Origin of the sequence: Streptomyces jeddahensis (assembly GCF_001642995.1) — a bacterium.
Lineage (GTDB): Bacteria > Actinomycetota > Actinomycetes > Streptomycetales > Streptomycetaceae > Streptomyces > Streptomyces jeddahensis.
On sequence record NZ_LOHS01000141.1, the window covers coordinates 44,380 to 66,456 of the forward strand.

Consider the following 22,077-nt stretch of genomic DNA (forward strand, 5'->3'; position numbering starts at 1 on the left):
CAGCACGCCACCGCTGGAGCCCCAATGCGTCAGCCAAGGAAGCTCAGCCGCACCTGACGGTTGGGATTATCCCTGTTCGTATCGACCAGGCACACGGACTGCCAGGTGCCCAGCTCCAGGCTGCCGCCGATCACTGGCAACGTGGCGTGGGGCGGGACGAGGGCGGGAAGCACATGGTCACGGCCGTGACCGGCGCTGCCGTGGCGGTGCTGCCAGCGGTCGTCCGCGGGCAGCAGGGTGTGCAGTGCGGCCAGCAGGTCATCGTCGCTGCCGGCACCCGTCTCGATCACCGCGATGCCGGCGGTTGCATGCGGCACGAACACATTGAGGAGGCCGTCGCGTCCGCCCGCGGCATCCCTCAGGAAGCTCTCGCAGTCGCGGGTGAGGTCGATGACGGTCTCCCGGGAACCGGTGGCGACGTTCAGGACACGCGTGGTGAAGGCATCGGACATGTCTTCATCCTCGCTCAACGAAGCGGCCGCTCGCTGTGTGGCTCACATCCAGGAACCGTCGGGAAGATCCCGGACTCCGCCCGAGTTGGTAGAAGCGTGAACGACATCGAGTCGCGCGACGCGGCACAACAGGTGGACGAGGACGTGGCACAACAGGTGGACGTGGTCGTCATAGGCGCCGGACAAGCGGGTCTGTCCAGCGCCTATCACCTGCGCCGCACCGGTTTCGAGCCGGACCGTGACTTCGTGGTCCTCGATCACTCACCGCGTCCCGGCGGCGCCTGGCAGTTCCGGTGGCCGACCCTCACCTACGGCAAGGTGCACGGGATGCATGCGCTGCCGGGCATGGAACTGACGGGCGCGGACCCCTCGCGACCTTCGTCGGAGGTCATCGGCGCCTACTTCGACACCTACGAGCGGACCTTCGACCTCCGGGTACGGCGGCCGGTGGACGTACACGCGGTGCGCGAAGGAGAAGCCGGGCGGGTGCTCGTCGAGACCTCGGCGGGGAACTGGTCGACGCGGGCGGTGATCAACGCGACCGGCACCTGGGGCCGGCCGTTCTGGCCGCGCTACCCCGGCCAGGAGACCTTCCGCGGACGGCAGTTGCACACCGCGCAGTACCGCGGTCCTCAGGAGTTCACCGGGCAGCGGGTGATCGTGGTCGGCGGTGGAGCGTCGGGCACTCAGCACCTTATGGAGATCGCGCCCCATGCGGCTGCGACCAGCTGGGTCACCCGCCGCCCTCCCATCTTCCGCGAGGAACCCTTCGACGAGAACGTGGGGAGGGCGGCCGTCGCCCTTGTCGAGGAACGCGTACGGCAGGGGCTTCCGCCCGGGAGTGTCGTCTCGGTGACCGGCCTGCCGCTGAGCGACGCGATCCGGAAGGCCCGCGCGGACGGCGTCCTGGACCGGCTGCCGATGTTCGACCGGATCACCCCGGACGGCGTGGAGTGGGACGACGGGCGCCACATCGACGCCGACGTGATTCTGTGGGCAACCGGGTTCCGTGCCGCGATCGACCATCTGGCACCGCTGCGGCTCCGCGAGCCGGGTGGCGGTATCCGTATGGAGGGCACTCGCGTGGCCGCCGACCCGCGGCTCCATCTCGTGGGATACGGGCCTTCGGCCAGCACCATCGGCGCCAACAGGGCTGGTCGAGCCGCGGTCAGGGACATCCGAAGGCTGCTGGCCCAGGAGGCGGTCGACGTCGCGGCCTGAAGCCTGACGCGCGCCGGCCGGGTCCTGGTCATGAGAGCCGGTCTGGTTGTGAAAGCCGGTCCCGGTCATGAGAGCCGGTCCCGGTCCTGCCCGGATCGCGGGCCGGACCGGGAATCCCGTCGGCCCTCGCTCAGCTGTTCTGCGTCGAACTCCGCCTCTGGTGGAGTCGGTTGAACTCCTCCACGTTCCTCTGCTGTTCCTCGAAGCTGGCGGTGAAGCGGGTGTCGCCCGGCTTGACCGTCACGAAGTACAGCCAGTCCCCCGCCGGCGGGCTGATCGCCGCCAGCATCGCGTCCTCGCCGGGGTTGGCGATCGGCGTGGGAGGCAGCCCCATACGCATATAGGTGTTGTAGGGGCTGTCGATCTGGGTGTCGTTCTCGCTGGTCCGCAGTGTGTTGCGGTTCATCGCGTAGTTGATGGTGGAGTCCATCTGCAGCGGCATGCCGTTGTTCAGCCGGTTGTAGATGACCCGGGCCACCTTGCCCATGTCGTCCTTCGTCTCGGCCTCGGCCTGGACGATGCTGGCGATGGTGATGGTCTGGTAGAGGCTCATCGGGTTGCGCTGCGGCCCGGCGGTCAGCTGCTCTCCGTTGAACCTCTCGGTGGCCGTCTTGACCATGTACGACAGCACGGACTCAGGGGTCGACTTGCTGTTCAGGGGGTACGTGGCGGGGAAAAGGTACCCCTCCGGATTTCCCCGTGCGTCGGGGGGAAGCTTCAGTTTGGCCTTGGGAATCGACTTCTTGGTGGTGCCTGCGGGCACGCCGAGGGCTTTGTCGATGGCGGCGTACACCTGGCTGGTGCGCCATCCCTCGGGGATCGTCAGCGACGCGGGCTTGGTCTTGCCGATGTCCGCGCGCAGCAGCGGAACCGCCACGGCGGCGGCCACCACGCAGGCTCCGGTCGCAATGAGGACGATCCGGCCCCGGCGTGTCAGTCGGGTCCTTCTCCGTCGCGGAGTGTTGGTCTGCATGCGGGCACGTTAACCCTCACATCACAACAAACCCGGCATATCTTCATCTTGTCGGCTCAAGTTGGGCGTCTCGGCGGACGAGGGCGGCGTAACGCCCGTCCTGCTCGAGCAGTTCGTCGTGTGTGCCGCTCTCCGCTACGCGCCCGGAGTCGAGCACGACGATCTGGTCGGCGGCCCGGATCGTGGACAGCCGGTGCGCGATGGTGATGGTGGTCCGGTCGGCGGACAGAGCGTCGATGGCCTCCTGCACGGCATGCTCGGTGCGGGTGTCGAGCGCGCTGGTCGCCTCGTCGAGGATCAGGACGGGTGGGTCTCGCAGGATGGTGCGGGCGATGGCCAGTCGCTGCTTCTCACCGCCGGAGAAGCGGTGGCCGCGTTCGCCGACGACTGTGTCGTACCCGTCGGGCAGCGAGGCGATGTGGTCGTGGATCTGGGCGGCCTTGGCCGCCGCGTACAGCTCCTCGTCCGTGGCGTCGGGCTTGGCGAACCGTAGATTCTCGGCGACCGACGCATGGAAGAGATAAGTCTCCTGCGAGACGACGCCGACTGCGCGCGCGAGCGTGTCGAAGTCCAGGTCGCGCACGTCGACGCCGTCCAGGGTCACCCGGCCGCCCGTGACGTCGTACAGCCGGGGCACCAGGTAGCTGAGGGTGCTCTTGCCCGCGCCTGTCTGGCCCACGACGGCCAGGCTGCCGCCTGCGGGGACCGTCACGTCGATGCCGTCCAGGACCGGCCCGCTCTTGTCGTCGTAGCGGAACTCGACATTCTCGAAGCGGATTTCACCGACGACCTTGTCGAGGTGGACCGGCTTCTCCGGCTCGGTGATGTCGACCGGCAGGTCGAGGTACTCGAAGATGCGCTGGAAGAGCGCGAGCGAGGTCTGTATCTGGACGCCGGTGGACAGCAGGCTCACGGTGGGGCGGAACATGCCCTGCTGGAGCGAGACGAAGGCGACGAGGGTGCCGATCGAGACGGAGGGACCGCCGAGTTGCGATGCGACGCCCGCGGCCCAGTAGATGACGGCCGGCATGGCGGCCATGACGATCGTGATGACGGCCATGCGCCACCGGCCCGCCATGTTCGACTTCACCTCGAGGTCGACCAGGTGCTCGGACTCGTCGGCGAAGGACCGGGTGAGGGAGTCGGCGCGACCCATGGTGCGGCCGAGGAGAATGCCGCTGACGGAGAGCGACTCCGTGACGGTGGCGGCCATCGCGGCCATCTGCTTCTGCCGCTTGGTGGCGATCTTCTTGCGCTCGCGGCCGACGCGCCGGCTGATCCACACGAACACCGGCAGCAGGAGCAGCGACACGACGGTCAGCCGCCAGTCGAGGGCGAGCATCGCGACGATGCTCGCGACGACGCTGGTGAGGTTGGAGACCAGCGACGTCGCGGTCGACGTGACCGTCGCCTGCATGCCGCCGATGTCGTTGGCGATGCGGGACTGGACCTCGCCGGTCCGGGTTCTGGTGAAGAAGGCGAGGGACATGCGCTGCAGCCGGCCGTAGACGGCGGTGCGCAGGTCGTGCATGACACGCTGGCCGACGGTGGTCGAGATGAGGGTCTGCAGTACTCCGAAGACGCTCGTGACGACGGCGCTGAGGATCATGCCGAGCGCGAGCAGGCTCAGCAGGCCCGTGCGGCCTTGCGGGATCGCGGTGTCGAGGATCTCCTTCAGCAGAAAGGGCGTGGTGATCGAGACCAGCGATGAAGCGCAGACGAGCAGCCCGACGACGGCGAGGCGGCCGCGGTAGGGCCGGAAGAGCCGGAGGATGCGGCGCACCTGCCGCGGCTGATCCGGGTCGGGCGTCGGGGATGTCCAGGTGGGTTCGTCGGGATGCATGGGCTCCTACGGGTGTGCGACTGAATACGAGCGTGCGGGCACGGGTGTGCGGCTGCTGCGGAAGCCGACCGGACAGGCCGACAGCAGCGAACGAAGGGAGCGTAGCTCATTGTTACCTATACTCACAATGAACGAGGTCCTGATATCGTTCCCGGTATGAGCACCCCCGACGCCGACGGCCTGCTCGCGGAGCAGCTTCTGCGGCTGACCCGCCGTGTGCACCGCATCCAGAAGCGCCACCTGGAGCAGTGCGGGCTGGGCATCACGCCTGCGCAGTCCCGGTTGTTGCGCACCCTCGTGCACTACAGCTCCCCGCCTCGTATGGCCGATCTGGCCGAGCGTCTGGAGGTGGTGCCGCGCGCCGTGACGACGCTGGTGGACGGCCTGGAGGCAAGCGGACAGGCGCGCCGCGTCCCGGATCCCACCAACCGGCGGGTGATACGGATCGAGCTCACGGACGCCGGTCGCCGAGCGCTGCGGGAGCTGCGCAGCGCGCGCCGGGCTGCCGCCGAGGACATCCTTGCCCCGCTGTCGGGTGAACAGCGGGAGATGCTCGCGGGCCTGCTGTCCGCGCTGATCGACGGGGCACCTCACGCGGAGGCACGCGGCTGCTGATCTCTCGGCGTCCGTCATCGCGCCCCCGTCGGCGTCCGTCAACGCGCCCCGGGCGGAGCGGTGCGCCACGACGGCGGCGCCGGCTGCGTACTCGCCGTGTCCGGCAAGGGCACGGCAAAGGGCCCGGCACAGTGGCCGGGCCCTCGCCTGTTTCACTGATCGCCGCGCCCCGCTTCGGCGGGTCTCTCGACTGGTCTCGGCGGGGTCTCTCAACCCGCCTTGGGCGCGGCATCCTTGGCCGTGGCCTCCACGGACGGCGGTCCCGCCTGGTCGGGCACAGCGGTCGCCGCGCCCTCCGCCACGACCGGCGAGGCGGCCTGGTCCGCCGCGTCCTGAGCCTCATCCGCCTCGTCGGCGTCGTCCGTCGCCTCCGGCGCGGAGCCGACCTCACCGTTCAGCACCTTCTTGGCCCGCTCCTGGTCGAGGGCCCCCTCCCACCGGGACACCGCGAAGACGGCCACGCAGTTGCCGAGCAGGTTGGTGACGACGCGCATCGAGTCCATGATGCGGTCCACGCCCAGCAGCAGGGCGACGGCTCCGGCAGGAATGGCCCCCAGCGAGGAGGCGGTCGCAGCCAGGGCGAGGAAGGCCGAACCAGGGATGCCCGCCATGCCCTTGCTGGTGAGCATGAGCACCAGGATCACGGTGATCTGCTGGCTCAGGCTGAGGTCCACGCCCACGGCCTGGGCGATGAACAGCGTGCCGATGGACAGGTAGAGCGAGGCGCCGTCGAGGTTGAAGGAGTACCCCGTGGGCAGCACCAGGCCCACGGCGTCGTCGCGGGCGCCGGCCTTGCGCAGCTTCTGCATCACGCGCGGCATGACGGACTCGGTGGAGGCGGTCCCCAGCGCGAGGAGCATCTCCTCACGGATGTAGCGCAGGAACTTCCAGAGGCTGAGCCCGGTGGTCACCCGGAGGGCGATGGCGAGGAGTGCGATGAAGAACGCCGCAGCCGCGTAGCACAGGATGATCAGCTTGGCGTACGTCTCGATCACGCCGAGCCCGTACTGGCCGATCAGGACGGCCATCGCACCGAACACCGCGATGGGCGCCAGCCGCATCACGAAGCCGACGATCGCGAAGATGATCTCCTGGGCCTGCTCGATGGCGGGCAGGACCTGCGGCACCTTGGTGTGGCCGAGGTGCAGCAGCGCGGCGCCCACCAGGCAGGCCAGGAGGAGCACCTGGAGCAGGGAATTCTCGGCGAAGGCGCCGATGAAACTGGTGGGGAGCGCGTTCAGGATGAACTCGGTCGTCGAGGGCAGTGAACCGCCGCCCGTCTTCGCGTCGACCGCCGAGCTGTCCAGCGTGGACGGGTCGACGTTCATCCCCGAGCCGGGCTGGACGACGTTGGCGGCGAGGAGCCCGATGAGCAGGGCGAGCGTGCTCGCGACCTCGAACCAGATCAGGGCCTTGAGCCCGATCCGGCCGAACGCCTTCAGGTCACCGGCCTTGGCGATACCGACGACGACCACGCAGAACACCAGGGGCGAGATGATCGTCTTGATCAGCCGGGTGAAACCGTCGCCGAGCGGCTGGAGATCCGTGGCCACGCCGGGCCACAGCTTTCCGACGACGATTCCGAGCACAAGTGCGCAGGCGACCTGCGCGAACAGAGAGGTGCGCAAGATGCGTGCGACGCGTCGCGGCGGGGACGGTACGGACGGCGACACGGGGACTCCTATCGGTTTCTGGGATGCGGAAACTTGCTTCCGCGGCGCGTCACTATTCCCGAGCAAGCACCTCCGTAAGGAACCTCCATGTCACATCGATGTAAATTCCGGCATCACCTCCGATTTGATGCTCTGTCAGCTGAGTTCTGGACAAGGAGGAGCCCCGGGCTTCTGGACGATGCCCGGGGCTAGCTGTGGGAGGGAGGACGGTTCGACGGACGCTGTGTCTATGCCTTCAGCTCGGTCTTGTCGCCCATCACGATGACCGGGTGCTGATCCGGATCCAGGATGCGCAGCAGGTACCTCATGCCTGACTTGGAGAGGCTGACGCAGGCGGACGTACCGCTGCCGTGGTCCATGTGCAGCCAGATGCTGCCGCCCTTCGACTGGCCTTCGGGGCGCGTCGGGTCGTTGGGCGAGGTGCCTTTGACGCGGTTGTAGTCGATGGCTATCACGTAGTCGAAGTCGTGCCAGTGCGACTTGGCCCAGTAGTGCGGGGCCTGGAAGGACGCCGACGCGGTGTAGGGCAGCTTCGCGCCGGGGTCCGGCAGGACGCCGCCCGCGTCGGTGAGCGTGAAGACGCCCACCGGGCTGCGCTTGTCGCCCTCGTGGTGGTCGGTGGTCCAGCCCTTCTTGCCGTTATGAGCGTCCCAGCTGCGGGTCCTGTCCCAGGTGCTGCCGTGTTTCGTGTACAGAACGACGGTCGAGTCCGCCGAGTCCTTGCCCTCCCCGTAAACGGCGACGACCTGGCGGGCCTTGGCGGGTATCTGCGACTGCAGCCTGTCCCCCACATCGGGGATGCGCTTCAGGTCCACGGCACGCGCGTCGGCACGCTGTGCTGATCCGGGGGTCGCGCTCTGGGTCGCGCTGTCCTTCTGCGCGCCCCCTGCGTCACCCGTGCCGCCACATGCCGTGAGGGACATGAGAAGGACACCACAGGCCGCTCCCGCAACCGCCGTTCGTACCGCACCAGCTCCACGCATGGGCTCCATGGTCGCACCGCGTACCCCACCGTTCTGCCTGCCCCAGCGTCCGGGCTCGTATGCAGGCCGATTCTTTGCCCTGCGGCGAAAAACCGTTTGCCTCGCGGCACGGCCGGACGCGAACCTTTCACGGTTTGCTCCGCACCCCGCGGCACCGAACTTCCGTTTCTCCGAACCCTTCACCCCCTTGCGAGCCCTGGGACGTCATGCAGATTCAAGACCTTCCGTTTTCCGACCCGGGTGTGCCTGACGCACGTTCGGGACCCCGGTTCCTGCTGTGGCTCGGCCGGAACCAGCTCGGCGGGCAGCTGAAGTCGCTGGCGTGGGGCCTGCTGCACTTCCTGTCCATCGCCGGACTGCCCTACACCGTCGGCTACGCCGTGCAGGCCGTGGTCGACCGCTCCGGAAGCCGGCTCGCGCTGGCGGGCGCGGTGATCGGGGTGTGCGGCATCGGCATCGCGCTGGGCGACACCATGCTCCACCGGACCGCGGTGACCAACTGGATCACCGCCGCCGCACGCGTCCAGCAGCTGCTGGCCCGCAAGACCGCGCAGCTCGGCGCCGCGCTCACCCGTCGGGTCGCCGCCGGCGAGGTCGTCGCCGTCTCCACGGGCGACGTCGAGAAGATCGGCTGGTTCGTCGAGGCGCTGTCGCGGTTCGCCGCGGCCGCCCTGACCGTCGTCCTGGTCTGCGTCGGCCTCGTCGTGTACCAGCCGGCCCTCGGCGTCGTCGTCGCGGTGGGCATGCCCGTGCTGGCGCTCGCCGTACTGCCGCTGCTCCCGCGTGCGACGCGCCGCGCCGACGTCCAGCGCGAGAAGGCCGGGCGCGCCACCGAGCTGGCCTCCGACACCGTCGCGGGCCTGCGGGTGCTCCGCGGTATCGGCGGCGAGGAGCTCTTCCTGGACCGCTACCGCCGCGCCTCACAGGAGGTGCGTCACGCCGCCGTCCGCAACGCCCGCATGTGGTCGCTCATCTCGGCCATTCAGGTACTTCTGCCGGGGCTGCTGCTGATCGCGGTCGTCTGGTACGGCGTGGGGCTGGCCCGCGAGGGCCGTATCACCGTCGGCGAGCTCGTCACCGTATACAGCGCGGTCGGGCTGCTGACCTATCCGCTGCGGCACTTCGAAGAGATCGCCATGGCGTACTCCTTCTCCCGTCCGTCGGCGAAGCGTGCGGCGCGCGTGCTGTCGCTGGAGCGGATCACGTCGGAGGCCGGATCTCGTGAGGGCGATGTCCCGTCCGGCGACCTGTACGACCCGGCGACCGGGCTGCTCGCACCCTCCGGCCGGCTCACCGCCGTGGTGTGCGGCGACCCGGACGCGGCCGGACGGCTCGCGCAGCGGCTCGGCGGGCACGCACCGGTCGACACCTCCGAGCTGCCGTCGGTGCTGCTCGGCGGGGTGCCTCTGGACGAGCTGCCGCTGGACACGGCCCGTACGGCGGTGCTCGTGCAGGACAAGGATCCGGTGCTGCTGTCGGGCACCCTGCGCGAACTGCTCGACGTGCCGGCCTCCGGCACCGTCACCGCCAGGGCCGCGCTGGCCGCCGCGCAGTGCGCGGACGTTCTGGACGCGCTCGTCCAGGGGGCGCTGGACGCGGCCGACCCGATGGACGCCCGCATCACCGAGCGCGGACGCTCCCTCTCCGGCGGGCAGCGCCAGCGGCTCGCACTGGCAAGGTCCCTGATCACCGACCCCGAGGCCCTGGTCCTGGACGAGCCGACCTCCGCGGTCGACTCGCACACCGAGGCACGGGTCGCGGACGGCATCAGGAAGCTGCGGGAGGGCCGCACCACGGTCGTCTTCACGTCGTCCCCGCTGCTCCTGGACCGCGCCGACCGTGTCGTGCTGGTCCATGAGGGCGAGGTCGCGGCCGTCGGTGCGCATCGTGAACTGCTCCTCAGCGAGCCCCGCTACCGGGCGGTGGTGACCCGGGAGACGGATGCCGAGGCCGCAGAGCGGGAGCGGGCGGACGGCCTGGACGCCCGGCGGCCACCTCTGCACCCGCAGGGCGAACAGGAACCGGCGCGCCTTGACGCGCTGCACGAGATGGACGAACTGCAAGAGATCGAGGAGACCGCATGATCGGCCTGGCGCCACCGGCGTACGACCCGGCGGCCCCGACGACGGCGAACACCCTGCCGGTCGGTGCCCCCGCGACCGTACGCGCCTACGTGGGCGAGCTGCTGCGACGGCATCGCCGGGCCTTCGTGCTGCTCGTCACCGTCAACGCGATCGCCGTGATCGCGTCGATGGCCGGCCCGTATCTTCTCGGCTCGCTCGTCGAGAAGGTCGCCGACGGGGCTCGAGAGCTTCACCTGGAGCGCACCGCCGCGCTCTTCGCCCTCGCGCTGGCCGTGAACGCGGTCTTCGTACGGGAGGTGCGGCTGCGCGGGGCAATGCTCGGGGAGCGGATGCTGGCCGACCTGCGCGAGGACTTCCTCGTACGGTCGGTGGGGCTGCCGCCGGGGGTGCTCGAGCGCGCCGGCACCGGCGACCTGCTCTCGCGCATCACCACGGACATCGACCGGCTCGCGAACGCCATGCGGGAGGCCGTGCCCCAGCTGGCGATCGGCGTGGTCTGGGCCGGACTGCTGCTCGGCGGGCTCGCCGTGACCGCTCCGCCGCTCGCCCCTGCCGTGCTGCTCGCGGTGCCGCTGCTGGTCGTCGGCTGCCGCTGGTACTTCAAGCGGGCGCCGTCGGCGTACCGTTCGGAGGCCGCCGGCTACGCCGCCGTGGCCGCGGCGCTCACCGAGACCGTCGACGCGGGGAACACCGTGGAGGCGCACCGGCTGGGCGCGCGCCGCGTCGCGCTGTCGGACCAGCGGGTCAAGGAGTGGACCTCCTGGGAGCGGTACACGCTGTACCTGCGGTCGGTCCTCTTCCCCGTCGTCAGCATCACGCATGTGACGGTGCTCTGCTCGGTGCTCATGGTCGGCGGTGTCTTCGTCCTCCAGGGGTGGATCGGTGTGGGGCAGCTGACGACGGGCGCGCTGATCGCACAGATGCTGGTGGACCCGGTGGGTCTGATCCTGCGGTGGTACGACGAGCTGCAGGTGGCCCAGGTGTCGCTGGCCCGGCTCGTCGGCGTGCGCGACATCGAACCGGAGGCGGGCGATCCATCCGTGGCGCCGGAGGGCCGGGACGTGCGCGCGGACAAGGTGCACTTCGGTTACCGCGAGGGCGTCGACGTGCTGCGCGAGGTGTCGCTCGCGGTCGAACCCGGCAGACGCGTCGCGCTGGTCGGCCCGTCCGGCGCCGGCAAGTCGACGCTGGGCCGGCTGCTCGCCGGGATCTACGGGCCGCGCACGGGCCGGGTCACGCTGGGCGGCGCCGAGCTGTCGCGGATGCCCGCAGAAGAGGTGCGCTCGCACGTGGCCCTGGTCAACCAGGAGCACCATGTGTTCGTGGGCTCACTGCGCGACAACCTGCTGCTGGCCCGCACGGACGCGCAGGACGCGGAACTGTGGGCGGCGCTCGGCGCGGTCGACGCGGACGGCTGGGCGCGTGCGCTCGACGACGGCCTGGACACCGAGGTCGGCTCGGGCAGTGTGGCCCTGACCCCGGCGCAGGCACAGCAGATCGCGCTCGCCCGGCTGGTCCTCGCCGATCCGCACACGCTGGTGCTCGACGAGGCCACGTCACTCCTCGACCCGCGGGCGGCGCGCCACCTGGAGCGGTCGCTGGCCCGCGTCCTGGACGGCCGCACGGTGGTGGCCATCGCGCACCGGCTGCACACCGCCCATGACGCGGACGTGATCGCAGTGGTCGAGAACGGCCGGATCAGCGAGCTCGGCAGCCACGACGAGCTGGTGGCGGCGGACGGGGCGTACGCGGCGCTGTGGCGGTCCTGGCACGGTTAGCCGCCTCTGAGCGAGGCAGCACCCGGCCCGGTGGGTCGGGTGCTGCCTCGCTCAGATGAATGAACTGAGATGACGCCGAGCTGACCGGCTGACGTCGGGCTGATTCAGACGACGCCGAGCCGACTGACTGACGTCGAGCCGATTCAGATGACGTTGAGCGCGGCCGCGCCGCCCACCCCGCCGAGCACCATGAACGCCGGCATCAGCACCCTCAGCTCGACCCAGCTGCCCGCCCGGAACCGCATCGGTCCGGGCGGGCCCACCGGGTACCAGCGCTTGCGGCCTATGGGTATCGGCCACAGGATCGGGCAGCCCGACACGGTCAGGGCGTCCCCGATGTCGTGCACCAGCGCGCCCAGCACGATCGGCAGCCCCAGCCACAGGTACTCCTGGCCCGGCGCGGTGAACAGCCAGTCCGCACCGTTGCCCGGCTTGTCCAGGACTCCGGCGATGATCCAGGCGCTGGTCGCCGCGAGTAGCCAGACCAGCACATCGGCGCTCGAGCCCCGGGTGGCCCGCCACAGCAGGCCCTCGATGGCCAGCACCAGGTGCACGAAGAGGATCACGAGGACCGCCCAGCGGCCCCCCGTGATCGCGAGGACCGAGGTGCCCGCGCCGATCAGCACCGCCCACAGCCAGGTGTGCGTCAACGTGCGGTGCCCGCCGGAGCGGCGCGGGTCGCCCGGCTTCCTGGTCGACTTGTAGACGGCGTACGAGAGCTTGTCGACGATCTCGCACAGCCATCGTGACAAGGGGCCGAAGGCCCGCGAAATGGTGGCCGCCTTGTGATCGAGATCCGGGGCGAGCGCGGCTCCCGCGCAGATCAGCGCCCCGGCGAGCAGGACCGGCCAGGGCATCGTGTGCCCCGCGGCGGCCGCCGCGGCGCCCACCCCCAGCCAGGCCGCAGCCCCTGACAGTGAATGTGCCGGTCCCATCATGGCTGCATCCCGCCCCGTTCCTCTTGCGTGCGCGGTGAGTTGCCCGAACACGCTGACGCTTTGTTGGCGCCACAGCGTAGCGTTTGCGATCTTCGTACGAGCGACCGATTCCCGCATCGAGTGGGAAGGCAGGCAAGATGGGGGCGTGACCCTCATCGATCAGCTGCCAGAGACCGCCGACCCCGATGCCCTGTACGAAGCCTTCGAGTCGTGGGCCGGAGAACGCGGCCTCACGCTCTACCCGCACCAGGAAGAGGCGCTGATCGAGGTCGTCTCAGGTGCGAACGTGATCGTGTCCACGCCGACCGGGTCCGGCAAGAGCATGATCGCGGCAGGTGCGCACTTCGCGGCTCTCGCGCGGGACGAGGTCACCTTCTACACCGCTCCGATCAAGGCGCTGGTCTCGGAGAAGTTTTTCGAGCTCTGCAAGCTCTTCGGCACGGAGAACGTGGGCATGCTGACCGGTGACGCCTCGGTCAACGCCGACGCGCCTGTGATCTGCTGCACGGCCGAGGTGCTCGCTTCCATAGCGCTGCGCGACGGCAAGGACGCGGACGTCGGCCAGGTCGTGATGGACGAGTTCCACTTCTACGCGGAGGGCGACCGCGGCTGGGCCTGGCAGATCCCGATCCTCGAACTCCCCCAGGCGCAGTTCATCCTGATGTCGGCGACGCTCGGCGACGTCTCGATGTTCGAGAAAGACCTCACGCGCCGCACCGGCCGTCCGACCGCGGTCGTCCGCTCGGCGACGCGTCCCGTCCCGCTCTCGTACGAGTACCGGCTGACCCCCCTCACGGAGACGCTGACCGAGCTGCTCGAGACCAAGCAGGCTCCCGTCTACATCGTGCACTTCACGCAGGCCCAGGCCGTGGAGCGGGCGCAGGCGCTGATGAGCATCAATATGTGCACGCGTGAGGAGAAGGACCAGATCGCCGAGTTGATCGGCAACTTCCGTTTCACCACCAAGTTCGGCCGGAACCTGTCCCGTTACGTACGGCACGGGATCGGCGTGCACCACGCGGGCATGCTGCCCAAGTACCGGCGCCTGGTGGAGAAGCTGGCGCAGGCGGGTCTGCTGAAGGTGATCTGCGGTACGGACACGCTCGGCGTCGGCGTCAACGTCCCCATTCGTACTGTCCTCTTCACCGCTCTGACGAAGTACGACGGCAACCGGGTGCGGACGCTGCGGGCCCGGGAGTTCCACCAGATCGCGGGGCGTGCCGGGCGGGCCGGCTTCGACACCGCGGGCTTCGTCGTGGCCCAGGCCCCCGAGCACGTCATCGACAACGAGAAGGCCCTGGCCAAGGCGGGCGACGACGCGAAGAAGCGCCGCAAGGTGGTCCGCAAGAAGGCCCCCGAGGGGTTCGTCGGCTGGACCGAGAACACCTTCGAGAAGCTGATCGCGTCCGAGCCGGAGCCGCTGACCTCGCGCTTCCGGGTCACGCACACGATGCTGCTGTCCGTGATCGCGCGGCCGGGCAACGCGTTCGAGGCGATGCGGAGTCTCCTCGAGGACAATCACGAGCCGCGCAAGCAGCAGCTCAGGCACATCCGCCGCGCGATCGCGATCTACCGGTCGCTGCTGGACGGCGGCATCGTCGAGAAGCTCGACCGGCCCGACTCCGAAGGCCGGATCGTGCGTCTGACGGTGGATCTGCAGCAGGACTTCGCGCTCAACCAGCCCCTGTCGACCTTCGCGCTCGCGGCCTTCGAACTCCTCGACCCGGAATCCCCCTCCTACGCGCTCGACATGGTGTCCGTCGTCGAGTCCACGCTCGACGACCCGCGGCAGATCCTCGCCGCCCAGCAGAACAAGGCACGCGGCGAGGCCGTGGCCGCGATGAAGGCGGACGGCGTCGAGTACGAGGAGCGCATGGAGCGGCTCCAGGACATCTCGTACCCGAAGCCGCTGGAGGAGCTGCTCTTCCAGGCCTACAACACGTACCGCAAGAGCCATCCGTGGGTCGGCGACCATCCGCTGTCGCCGAAGTCCGTGATCCGCGACATGTACGAACGGGCGCTGTCGTTCACGGAGCTCGTGTCCCTCTACGAGCTCGCGCGCACCGAGGGCATCGTGCTGCGCTACCTCGCCAGCGCCTACAAGGCCCTCGACCACACCATCCCGGACGACCTGAAGTCCGAGGACCTCCAGGACCTGATCGCCTGGCTGGGCGAGACGGTCCGCCAGGTCGACTCCAGCCTCCTCGACGAGTGGGAGCAGCTCGCCAACCCCGAGGAGGTCACGGCCGAGGAGGCCCAGGAGAAGGCCGACCAGGTCAAGCCGGTCACCTCCAACGCGCGCGCGTTCCGCGTGCTCGTGCGCAACGCCATGTTCCGCCGGGTCGAGCTCGCCGCCCTCGACGACGTCGAGGAACTGGGCGAGATGGACGGCGAGTCGGGCTGGGACGCGGACGCCTGGGGCGAGGCCATGGACAAGTACTGGGACGAGTACGACGACCTCGGCACCGGTCCCGACGCCCGCGGTCCCAAGCTGCTGCTGATCGAGGAGGAGCCGGAGAACAGGCTGTGGCGCGTGCGCCAGATCTTCGACGACCCGAACGGCGACCACGACTGGGGCATCAGCGCCGAGATCGACCTCGCGGCATCCGACGCGGAGGGCCGCGCCGTCGTCCGCGTCACCGACGTCGGGCAGCTGTAGGTCCCGGCCGCACCCCGTTCACGCCCCGCCCGGAGCGCGAGCACAGCTTTCGTTTCAGCCGGAGTGCGAGCTCAGCCGACGTGCGAGCGCACCTCCGCTCGTGAGCACAGGAGAGAACACCACATGACGAACCCAGCGGAGCGGCTCGTCGATCTGCTCGACCTGGAGCAGATCGAGGTCAACATATTCCGCGGCCTCAGCCCGCAGGAGTCCCTGCAGCGTGTCTTCGGCGGCCAGGTCGCAGGACAGGCCCTGGTCGCGGCGGGCCGCACCACGGACGGCGACCGCCCGGTGCACTCGCTGCACGCGTACTTCCTGCGGCCGGGCCGGCCCGGCGTGCCGATCGTGTACCAGGTCGAACGGGTCCGTGACGGGCGTTCCTTCACCACGCGCCGGGTCACCGCCGTGCAGCAGGGCCGCACGATCTTCAATCTGACGGCCTCCTTCCACAAGCCCGAGGAGGGCAGCTTCGAACACCAGCTGCCGCCGGCCCGCAAGGTTCCCGACCCCGAGTCGCTGCCGCCGCTCGCCGACGAGATCCGCAGCCATCTGGGCGCCCTGCCGGAGTCCCTGGAGCGCATGGCCAGGCGGCAGCCCTTCGACATCCGCTACGTGGACCGGCTGCGCTGGACCCCCGAGGAGGTCGAGCAGGCCGAACCGCGCAGCGCCGTGTGGATGCGCGCCGTCGGCCCGCTGGGCGACGACCCGCTCGTCCACACCTGCGCACTCACGTACGCGAGCGACATGACGCTCCTCGACGCCGTCCGCCTCCCGGTCGAGCCGCTGTGGGGCCAGCGCACCTTCGACATGGCGTCGCTCGACCACGCCATGTGGTTCCACCGCCCGTTCCGCGCGGACGAATGGTTCCTCTACGACCAGGAGTCCCCCATCGCGACGGGCGGCCGCGGCCTCGCGCGGGGCCGCATCTACAACCTCGAGGGCCAGCTGCTGGTCTCGGTCGTACAGGAAGGGCTGTTCCGCAAGCTCGGCTGACCTCGGCGCCGGTCTCCCACAAGGGATGCCGGCGTCCAAGGACGAACTCCCGCGATTCACGGCGAAGCGGGGCGATCGAACATAGGATGGACGTCACTCGTACGGATGCACACGGGCGTCGCGGCTGATCAGGTCGCGACGACGATCAGCTCCGGGTGGGAGACGTATGGCACAGGCCGCCGACGCAAGCCGGACCATCATCCTGACCGTGGACGACGACCCTGGGGTGTCGCGCTCCGTGGCCCGTGACCTGCGGCGACGCTACGGCGAGTCGTACCGCATCGTGCGCGCCGAGTCGGGGCAGTCGGCGCTCGACGCCCTGCGTGAGCTCAAGCTGCGAGGCGATCTCGTGGCCGTGATCCTGGCCGACTACCGCATGCCGCACATGAACGGCATCGAGTTCCTGGAGCAGGCCCTCGACGTGTACCCCGGAGCCCGCCGCGTGCTCCTGACCGCCTACGCGGACACGAATGCGGCCATCGACGCGATCAACGTCGTCGACCTCGATCACTACCTCCTCAAGCCCTGGGATCCGCCCGAGGAGAAGCTCTACCCCGTCCTGGACGACCTGCTGGAGACCTGGCGGCACACCGAACACCGCGCGGTGCCCGTCACCAAGGTCGTCGGACACCGCTGGTCGGCGCGCTCCTCGGAGGTACGAGAGTTCCTCGCCCGCAACCAGGTGCCGTACCGCTGGTACTCGTCCGACGAACCGGAAGGCCGACGGCTCCTCTCCGCCGCCGGCGCGGACGGCCTGCGGCTCCCGCTCGTGATCACTCCGGACGGCACGCCGCTCACCGAGCCCGAGGACCAGGACCTCGCCGCCCGCGTCGGTTTGGCGACGACGCCGGCGGCCGACCTCTACGACCTCGTCATCATCGGCGGAGGGCCCGCCGGCCTGGGGGCAGCCGTGTACGGCGCCTCGGAGGGCCTGCGCACCGTCCTCGTGGAGCGCTCGGCGACCGGCGGGCAGGCGGGCCAGAGCTCCCGGATCGAGAACTACCTCGGCTTCCCGGACGGCGTGTCCGGGGCGCAGCTCACCGACCGGGCGCGGCGCCAGGCGGCGAAGTTCGGCGCGGAGATACTGACCGCGCGCGAGGTCACCGCACTGGAGATCAACGGCGCGGCGCGCACCATACGGTTCTCGGACGGCTCCGCGATCGCCGCGCAGTCCGTGATCCTTGCGACGGGTGTGTCGTACCGGCAGCTGGATGCGCCCGGCGTGGCCGAGCTGACCGGTTGCGGGGTGTTCTACGGTTCGGCGCTGACGGAGGCGCCGGCCTGCCAGGGCCACGACGTGTACATCGTCGGCGGCGCGAACTCCGCCGGACAGGCCGCGATGTATCTGGCCCGCGGAGCGAAGTCCGTCACCATCCTGGTGCGTGGGTCGTCCCTTTCCGCTTCCATGTCGCACTACTTGATTCAGCAGGTCATGGACGCACCCACGATCTCGGTGCGCACCACCACGGTCGTCGAGGCCGCCCACGGCTCCGGCCATCTGGAGCAGCTCACCCTGCGCGACACGACGACCGGGCACACCGAACTCGTCGACGCCCAGTGGCTGTTCGTGTTCATCGGCGCGGCCCCGCTGACCGACTGGCTGGACGGCACAGTGCTCAGGGACTCCCGCGGCTTCATCCTGACCGGCCCCGATCTGACCGCCGACGGGCAGCCGCCCGCAGGCTGGGAGCTGGACCGGCCGCCATACCACCTGGAGACGAACGTCCCCGGCGTGTTCGTGGCGGGCGACGCACGCGCCGAGTCCGCCAAGCGCGTCGCCTCCGCCGTCGGAGAGGGAGCCATGGCCGTCATGCTGGTGCACCGGTATCTGGAGCAGTCGTGAACGGGCAGGCGATGCCGTGCAGCCAGGAAGAGCTCGGCTCCCTGTTCCTGTTCGAGAAACTGTCCTCCGATCAGCTCGCGCGGCTGTGCCGGGAAGGCCGCGTGGAGCAGTTCGACCCCGGCCCCGTGTACGCCGAGGGCGACCCGGCCACCTGCTTCTATGTGCTGCTTCAGGGGACTGTCGTTCTCTCGCGCCGTGTCAGGTCCTACGACGTGGAGACCAGCCGAAGCTCGACCCGCGGCGTGTACTCCGGAGCCTTCCAGGCATACCTCGGCGACCGGGTGCCGCAGGTCTACAACAGCTCCATGCGCGTCACCGAGCCCTCGAGGTTCTTCGTGCTGCCCGCGGACACGTTCGCGGACATCATGCGCGAGTGGTTCCCCATGGCCGTACATCTGCTGGAAGGGCTCTTCTTCGGCACCAAGAACTCCCAGGAGGCCATCGGTCAGCGAGAACGCCTCCTGGCCCTCGGCTCGCTCTCCGCCGGCCTGACCCATGAGCTGAACAACCCGGCCGCCGCGGCGGTGCGGGCCACGTCGGCACTGCGGGAACGGGTCGCCCACATGCGCCACAAGCTCCGCGCCATCGCAGGCGGCCCCTATCAGCGCGCCAGCCTGGAAACGCTGATCGAGGTCCAGGAACGCACTGCCGAGCGGGTCGCGAAGACCAACGCCCTCAGCCCGCTCGAGGCCTCCGACCGTGAGGACGCCATCTCCGACTGGCTGGACGACCACGGCATTCCGGGCGGATGGGAGCTCGCCCCGACGTTCGTCCAGGGCGGCCTCGACACCGACTGGCTGGACCAGGTCGCGGCAACCGTGGACGAGGGGACCCTCGAAGGCGCCATTCGGTGGCTGAACTACACCGTCGAGACCGAGCTCCTCATGAACGAGATCGAGGACTCGACCACTCGCGTCTCCGATCTCGTCAACGCGGCCAAGCAGTACTCCCAGCTCGACCGGGCGCCCTACCAGGTCGCCAACGTGCACGAACTGCTCGACAGCACCCTGCTGATGCTCTCCGGCAAGATCGGGCCCCACATCAGCGTCGTCAAGGACTATGACTGCAGCCTCCCGAAGATCCCGGCCTACCCCGGCGAGCTCAACCAGGTGTGGACGAACCTCATCGACAACGCGGTCTCCGCCATGAACGGCGCGGGCCCCGACAGCCCAGGAACGCTGACCGTCCGCACCGCACACGAAGGGGACCACGCCCTGGTCGAGTTCGGCGACACTGGCCCCGGCGTGCCCGACGAGATCCGTGACCGCATCTTCGACCCGTTCTTCACCACCAAGCCGGTGGGTGAGGGCACCGGGCTCGGCCTGGACATCTCCTGGCGCATCGTCGTCAACAAGCACAACGGAGACCTCCGCTTCCAGTCCGTCCCCGGCGACACCCGCTTCCAGGTACGCCTTCCCCTGACCGCTGCAGGCCCCGACGCCGCAGGCCCCGACGCAGACGCCCCACAGGAGCCGTCATGAGAACCACCTACGGAATCGACACCTCTGTCCCGCCGAGCGGTACCGGATGCGCCGAGTGCGACGCCGACGGCGGCTGGTGGTTCCACCTGCGGCGCTGCGCGCAGTGCGGTCACATCGGCTGCTGCGACTCCTCGCCGGCGAAGCATGCGACCGCCCATGCGCGGGCCACCGGACACCCGGTGATCCGCAGTTTCGAACCGGGCGAAGGCTGGTTCTGGAACTACGAGACCTCGGAGATGTACGAGTCGGGACCGGAGTTGGCTCCGCCCGAGAGCCACCCTGCCGATCAGCCCGCACCCGGCCCCGCGGGACGGGTCCCGGCGAACTGGGCCGACAGCCTGGACTAGCGGCCAACCGCCAACGGCCAACGGCCAACGGCCAACGGCCAACGGCCAACGGCCAACGGCCAACGCAAACCCTGCCGACGCTGCCTACGACACGGTCGGTTGGACGGTCGATGTGAGTGCGGTTCAACGGCGTCTGCGTACGAGCGCGTGTCAGGTGCCGGCGGCCCGTTTGCGGCGCATCCACCTGAGCAGGCCTCTTGACTGCCTGGCATCCGGCAGGCCGCCCAGCTCGTCGCATGCCGGGCTCGCCCCATGCTCCGGCGATCGCGGAACCGGGATGCCTCCCCCTGATGCCGGCCGCGGCGCAGGCCGGTCCTGCCGAGCTTCGGCGAGGGCGAGCGACAGGTTTGCCCGCACCCACTGGATCTCGTCCGGGTCGTCCGCCGTCATGATCCTCTCTGTCAGCTGCGCCGCCGGCGAATCGGGCGCGCCGTGACCCGGTGCCCGGGGCCGCAGCCGGTTCAGGTAGGAGCGTTCATAGGGATCCGGGACGAGCTCGGCGACCTGGAGCGGGTCGAGCAGCGAGGCCACGACAGCCGCTCGCTCCCATGTGTCCTCCGTGCCGCGCAGGAGGAACCCGGTGTTGCGGCCCCGCCAGTTGCGGGCGCGCAGGTCCACGCCTTCCGTGAGCTGTTCCCGCAGCGTGGTGGCAACGCGGCCGCTGAGCAACGGAGCGTTGGCGGTGTCCTCGGCGAACTGCCGCAAGTCTTCGGCGAGATACAGCCACACCACCGCCCGGTACCGGTTCAGGTAGAACTTCACTGGTACCACCAGCCCGAGTCGGGCCAGCTTCGTGAACCTGGCCGAGCTGATGCCCATGAGCTCGGCGCCCTCGGTCGTACCCACCACTCTGATCTGCTGCCGCAGCGAGTCGGGGAACCCTTCGGCGGCGCGCACGCGCTCGATCTCCTCGACCGTGACGCGGCGCCGCCCACCGGCTTCGTCCGGTGCGGTGCGGATGCGCCCCAGCAGCACCGCCAGCTCGAACTCGCTTCGCTTCAGGGCCAGTTCACGGGCTGCGCGACTTTGCGTCACCGACGGCCTGTCACTGGGCGTATGGGCCGGTGCGGCCGCGGACGTCGTCAGTGTGTTCCCTGTCATGTCGGTTCTCCCCCGTGAGAAGTGACGTGAGTAGCGCCTGGTGACCACTCCGGGAAAAACCGTAGCCCGACCTCCGCCCCGCCCGCCGAGCCTGTGGATAACTCTCACGGCAAGGGCATATGTCCAGGTCAGACCCCGTCGGCTTCGTCGACTTGGCTGGCTGGCGAGCTTCCCGGGTGCCGGGCGTCCACGGCGAGGTGCTCTCCGACGCGGTTGACGAGCAGCGCCGTCTCGTAGGCGACCTGGCCGATGTCGGCCTGCGCGGATGTCAGCAAGCACAGGCAGCTGCCGTCGCCGGCCGCCGTGACGAAGAGCACCGCCTCATCGAACTCGATCATCGTCTGGCGCACGCTGCCCGCGCCGAAGTGGCGGCCCGAGCCCTTCGCCAGGCTGTGCAACCCCGATGAGACGGCCGCCAGGTGCTCGGCGTCCTCGCGCCTGAGTCCGGTGCTCGAATCCGTGACGAGCCCGTCGTTGGAGAGCACCAGCGCATGGTGTACCGAGTCGACCCGGTTCGTCAGGTCGTCAAGTAGCCAGCCGAGTTCCCCGTTCCGCGCCATGATCCGTCCTCCCCGTTGCCGATTCGGTCGCCTCCGGTCCGGAGGATCCGAGCCGCCAGCCTTCCCCACCGCCGGGATCCGGGCAAGCAGGATGGAGGCATGGCACAGAGGATGACTGACGATGAATGGCGGGCCTTCGTCTCGCACGGCACCCGCACCGGCAAGCTGTCGACCGTCCGCGCCGACGGTGGTCCGCACGTGACACCTGTCTGGTTTCTGCTGGACGGAGACGATCTGGTGTTCAACACCGGACGAGAGTCGGTGAAGGGACGCAATCTGGCGCGCGACGGCAGGGTGGCGCTGTGCGTCGACGACGACCGTCCGCCGTACGCCTTCGTACTCCTGCGCGGGCACGCGCAGCTGTCCGAGGACCTCGACGAGGTGCGCCACTGGGCGACGCGGATCGGCGCGCGCTACATGGGTGAGGACAGGGCCGAGGAGTTCGGTGCCCGCAACGGCGTGCCGGGCGAAGTGCTGGTGCGGGTGAGGATCGATCAGGTGGTGGCGCAGTCCGCGGTCGCGGACTGATCACT

At 69.6% G+C, this 22,077-nt stretch carries 18 protein-coding genes; 10 read left to right on the plus strand and 8 right to left on the minus strand.

The window, feature by feature from the left end; all coding sequences use genetic code 11:
• Positions 1 to 29: 29 nt before the first annotated feature.
• On the minus strand, positions 30 to 452 hold the full coding sequence (locus STSP_RS30435; RefSeq protein WP_067284229.1) for a secondary thiamine-phosphate synthase enzyme YjbQ: 423 nt from the start codon (positions 450 to 452) through the stop codon (positions 30 to 32).
• 96 nt (positions 453 to 548) lie between these two features.
• Here STSP_RS30435 and STSP_RS30440 point away from each other — a divergent pair, with 96 nt between their 5' ends.
• Positions 549 to 1,673 carry an NAD(P)-binding domain-containing protein gene (locus STSP_RS30440; protein ID WP_232789851.1) on the plus strand — a complete coding sequence of 375 codons (1,125 nt, stop codon included), beginning with the start codon at positions 549 to 551 and terminating at the stop codon, positions 1,671 to 1,673.
• 130 nt (positions 1,674 to 1,803) lie between these two features.
• On the opposite strand, the gene mltG is transcribed toward STSP_RS30440, so the two are convergent.
• Both mltG and STSP_RS30450 read right to left on the minus strand, forming a co-directional pair.
• Positions 1,804 to 2,646: an endolytic transglycosylase MltG gene (mltG, locus tag STSP_RS30445; protein WP_067284230.1), complete on the minus strand. Its 843-nt coding sequence runs from the start codon at positions 2,644 to 2,646 to the stop codon at positions 1,804 to 1,806.
• A gap of 43 nt (positions 2,647 to 2,689) precedes the next feature.
• On the minus strand, positions 2,690 to 4,489 hold the full coding sequence (locus STSP_RS30450; protein WP_067284231.1) for an ABC transporter ATP-binding protein: 1,800 nt from the start codon (positions 4,487 to 4,489) through the stop codon (positions 2,690 to 2,692).
• 156 nt (positions 4,490 to 4,645) lie between these two features.
• Here STSP_RS30450 and STSP_RS30455 point away from each other — a divergent pair, with 156 nt between their 5' ends.
• Entirely contained in the window at positions 4,646 to 5,104 is a 459-nt protein-coding gene (locus STSP_RS30455) for a MarR family winged helix-turn-helix transcriptional regulator (protein ID WP_067284232.1), read from the plus strand.
• 209 nt (positions 5,105 to 5,313) lie between these two features.
• Here STSP_RS30455 and STSP_RS30460 read toward each other — a convergent pair whose 3' ends face one another.
• Both STSP_RS30460 and STSP_RS30465 read right to left on the minus strand, forming a co-directional pair.
• Positions 5,314 to 6,777 (minus strand): cation:dicarboxylate symporter family transporter, encoded by a 1,464-nt coding sequence (locus STSP_RS30460; RefSeq protein ID WP_067284233.1) that lies wholly within the window; start codon positions 6,775 to 6,777, stop codon positions 5,314 to 5,316.
• Between the two features lie 227 nt (positions 6,778 to 7,004).
• Positions 7,005 to 7,760 (minus strand): hypothetical protein, encoded by a 756-nt coding sequence (locus STSP_RS30465; RefSeq protein WP_067284234.1) that lies wholly within the window; start codon positions 7,758 to 7,760, stop codon positions 7,005 to 7,007.
• A gap of 206 nt (positions 7,761 to 7,966) precedes the next feature.
• On the opposite strand from STSP_RS30465, the gene STSP_RS30470 reads away from it, so the two are divergent.
• Together STSP_RS30470 and STSP_RS30475 are read left to right on the plus strand one after the other, a co-directional pair.
• Positions 7,967 to 9,844 carry an ABC transporter transmembrane domain-containing protein gene (locus STSP_RS30470; RefSeq protein WP_067284235.1) on the plus strand — a complete coding sequence of 626 codons (1,878 nt, stop codon included), beginning with the start codon at positions 7,967 to 7,969 and terminating at the stop codon, positions 9,842 to 9,844.
• Positions 9,841 to 11,622, plus strand: coding sequence for an ABC transporter ATP-binding protein (locus STSP_RS30475; RefSeq protein ID WP_067284236.1), 1,782 nt, complete (start codon positions 9,841 to 9,843; stop codon positions 11,620 to 11,622). Before STSP_RS30470 ends, STSP_RS30475 begins: the two co-directional genes overlap by 4 nt.
• 143 nt (positions 11,623 to 11,765) lie before the next feature.
• Here STSP_RS30475 and STSP_RS30480 read toward each other — a convergent pair whose 3' ends face one another.
• Positions 11,766 to 12,560 carry a metal-dependent hydrolase gene (locus STSP_RS30480; RefSeq protein ID WP_067284237.1) on the minus strand — a complete coding sequence of 265 codons (795 nt, stop codon included), beginning with the start codon at positions 12,558 to 12,560 and terminating at the stop codon, positions 11,766 to 11,768.
• A gap of 145 nt (positions 12,561 to 12,705) precedes the next feature.
• Here STSP_RS30480 and STSP_RS30485 point away from each other — a divergent pair, with 145 nt between their 5' ends.
• From STSP_RS30485 to STSP_RS30505, 5 genes are all read left to right on the plus strand, one after another.
• A complete protein-coding gene (locus STSP_RS30485; RefSeq protein WP_067284238.1) occupies positions 12,706 to 15,219 on the plus strand; it encodes a DEAD/DEAH box helicase in 2,514 nt (837 codons plus the stop codon).
• Positions 15,220 to 15,342: 123 nt separating this feature from the next.
• On the plus strand, positions 15,343 to 16,212 hold the full coding sequence (locus STSP_RS30490) for an acyl-CoA thioesterase (RefSeq protein ID WP_067284239.1): 870 nt from the start codon (positions 15,343 to 15,345) through the stop codon (positions 16,210 to 16,212).
• A gap of 166 nt (positions 16,213 to 16,378) precedes the next feature.
• Positions 16,379 to 18,055, plus strand: coding sequence for an FAD-dependent oxidoreductase (locus tag STSP_RS30495; protein WP_067284240.1), 1,677 nt, complete (start codon positions 16,379 to 16,381; stop codon positions 18,053 to 18,055).
• The gene (locus STSP_RS30500) at positions 18,052 to 19,536 is read left to right on the plus strand and encodes an ATP-binding protein (protein WP_067284241.1); all 1,485 of its coding nucleotides are present in this window, start codon (positions 18,052 to 18,054) and stop codon (positions 19,534 to 19,536) included. The genes STSP_RS30495 and STSP_RS30500 overlap by 4 nt, the downstream gene beginning before the upstream one ends.
• Positions 19,533 to 19,883 (plus strand): UBP-type zinc finger domain-containing protein, encoded by a 351-nt coding sequence (locus STSP_RS30505; protein ID WP_067284242.1) that lies wholly within the window; start codon positions 19,533 to 19,535, stop codon positions 19,881 to 19,883. Before STSP_RS30500 ends, STSP_RS30505 begins: the two co-directional genes overlap by 4 nt.
• Positions 19,884 to 20,033: 150 nt before the next feature.
• Here STSP_RS30505 and STSP_RS30510 read toward each other — a convergent pair whose 3' ends face one another.
• Together STSP_RS30510 and STSP_RS30515 are read right to left on the minus strand one after the other, a co-directional pair.
• Positions 20,034 to 20,984 carry a DUF6397 family protein gene (locus STSP_RS30510; RefSeq protein ID WP_067284243.1) on the minus strand — a complete coding sequence of 317 codons (951 nt, stop codon included), beginning with the start codon at positions 20,982 to 20,984 and terminating at the stop codon, positions 20,034 to 20,036.
• 128 nt (positions 20,985 to 21,112) lie between these two features.
• Positions 21,113 to 21,544, minus strand: coding sequence for a roadblock/LC7 domain-containing protein (locus tag STSP_RS30515; RefSeq protein WP_067284244.1), 432 nt, complete (start codon positions 21,542 to 21,544; stop codon positions 21,113 to 21,115).
• A 99-nt stretch (positions 21,545 to 21,643) separates the two neighbouring features.
• Here STSP_RS30515 and STSP_RS30520 point away from each other — a divergent pair, with 99 nt between their 5' ends.
• The gene (locus STSP_RS30520; protein WP_067284245.1) at positions 21,644 to 22,072 is read left to right on the plus strand and encodes a PPOX class F420-dependent oxidoreductase; all 429 of its coding nucleotides are present in this window, start codon (positions 21,644 to 21,646) and stop codon (positions 22,070 to 22,072) included.
• The last annotated feature ends 5 nt before the right edge of the window (positions 22,073 to 22,077 follow it).

Coding starts and splice junctions, on each gene's coding strand:
- STSP_RS30455 (WP_067284232.1), top strand. CDS start 4,646: ATGAGCACCCCCGACGCCGACGGCCTGCTCGCGGAGCAGCTTCTGCGG.
- STSP_RS30480 (WP_067284237.1), bottom strand. CDS start 12,560: ATGATGGGACCGGCACATTCACTGTCAGGGGCTGCGGCCTGGCTGGGG.
- STSP_RS30515 (WP_067284244.1), bottom strand. CDS start 21,544: ATGGCGCGGAACGGGGAACTCGGCTGGCTACTTGACGACCTGACGAAC.
- STSP_RS30475 (WP_067284236.1), top strand. CDS start 9,841: ATGATCGGCCTGGCGCCACCGGCGTACGACCCGGCGGCCCCGACGACG.
- STSP_RS30450 (WP_067284231.1), bottom strand. CDS start 4,489: ATGCATCCCGACGAACCCACCTGGACATCCCCGACGCCCGACCCGGAT.
- STSP_RS30520 (WP_067284245.1), top strand. CDS start 21,644: ATGGCACAGAGGATGACTGACGATGAATGGCGGGCCTTCGTCTCGCAC.
- STSP_RS30435 (WP_067284229.1), bottom strand. CDS start 452: ATGTCCGATGCCTTCACCACGCGTGTCCTGAACGTCGCCACCGGTTCC.
- STSP_RS30510 (WP_067284243.1), bottom strand. CDS start 20,984: ATGACAGGGAACACACTGACGACGTCCGCGGCCGCACCGGCCCATACG.
- STSP_RS30470 (WP_067284235.1), top strand. CDS start 7,967: ATGCAGATTCAAGACCTTCCGTTTTCCGACCCGGGTGTGCCTGACGCA.
- STSP_RS30495 (WP_067284240.1), top strand. CDS start 16,379: ATGGCACAGGCCGCCGACGCAAGCCGGACCATCATCCTGACCGTGGAC.
- STSP_RS30505 (WP_067284242.1), top strand. CDS start 19,533: ATGAGAACCACCTACGGAATCGACACCTCTGTCCCGCCGAGCGGTACC.
- STSP_RS30465 (WP_067284234.1), bottom strand. CDS start 7,760: ATGCGTGGAGCTGGTGCGGTACGAACGGCGGTTGCGGGAGCGGCCTGT.
- mltG (WP_067284230.1), bottom strand. CDS start 2,646: ATGCAGACCAACACTCCGCGACGGAGAAGGACCCGACTGACACGCCGG.
- STSP_RS30490 (WP_067284239.1), top strand. CDS start 15,343: ATGACGAACCCAGCGGAGCGGCTCGTCGATCTGCTCGACCTGGAGCAG.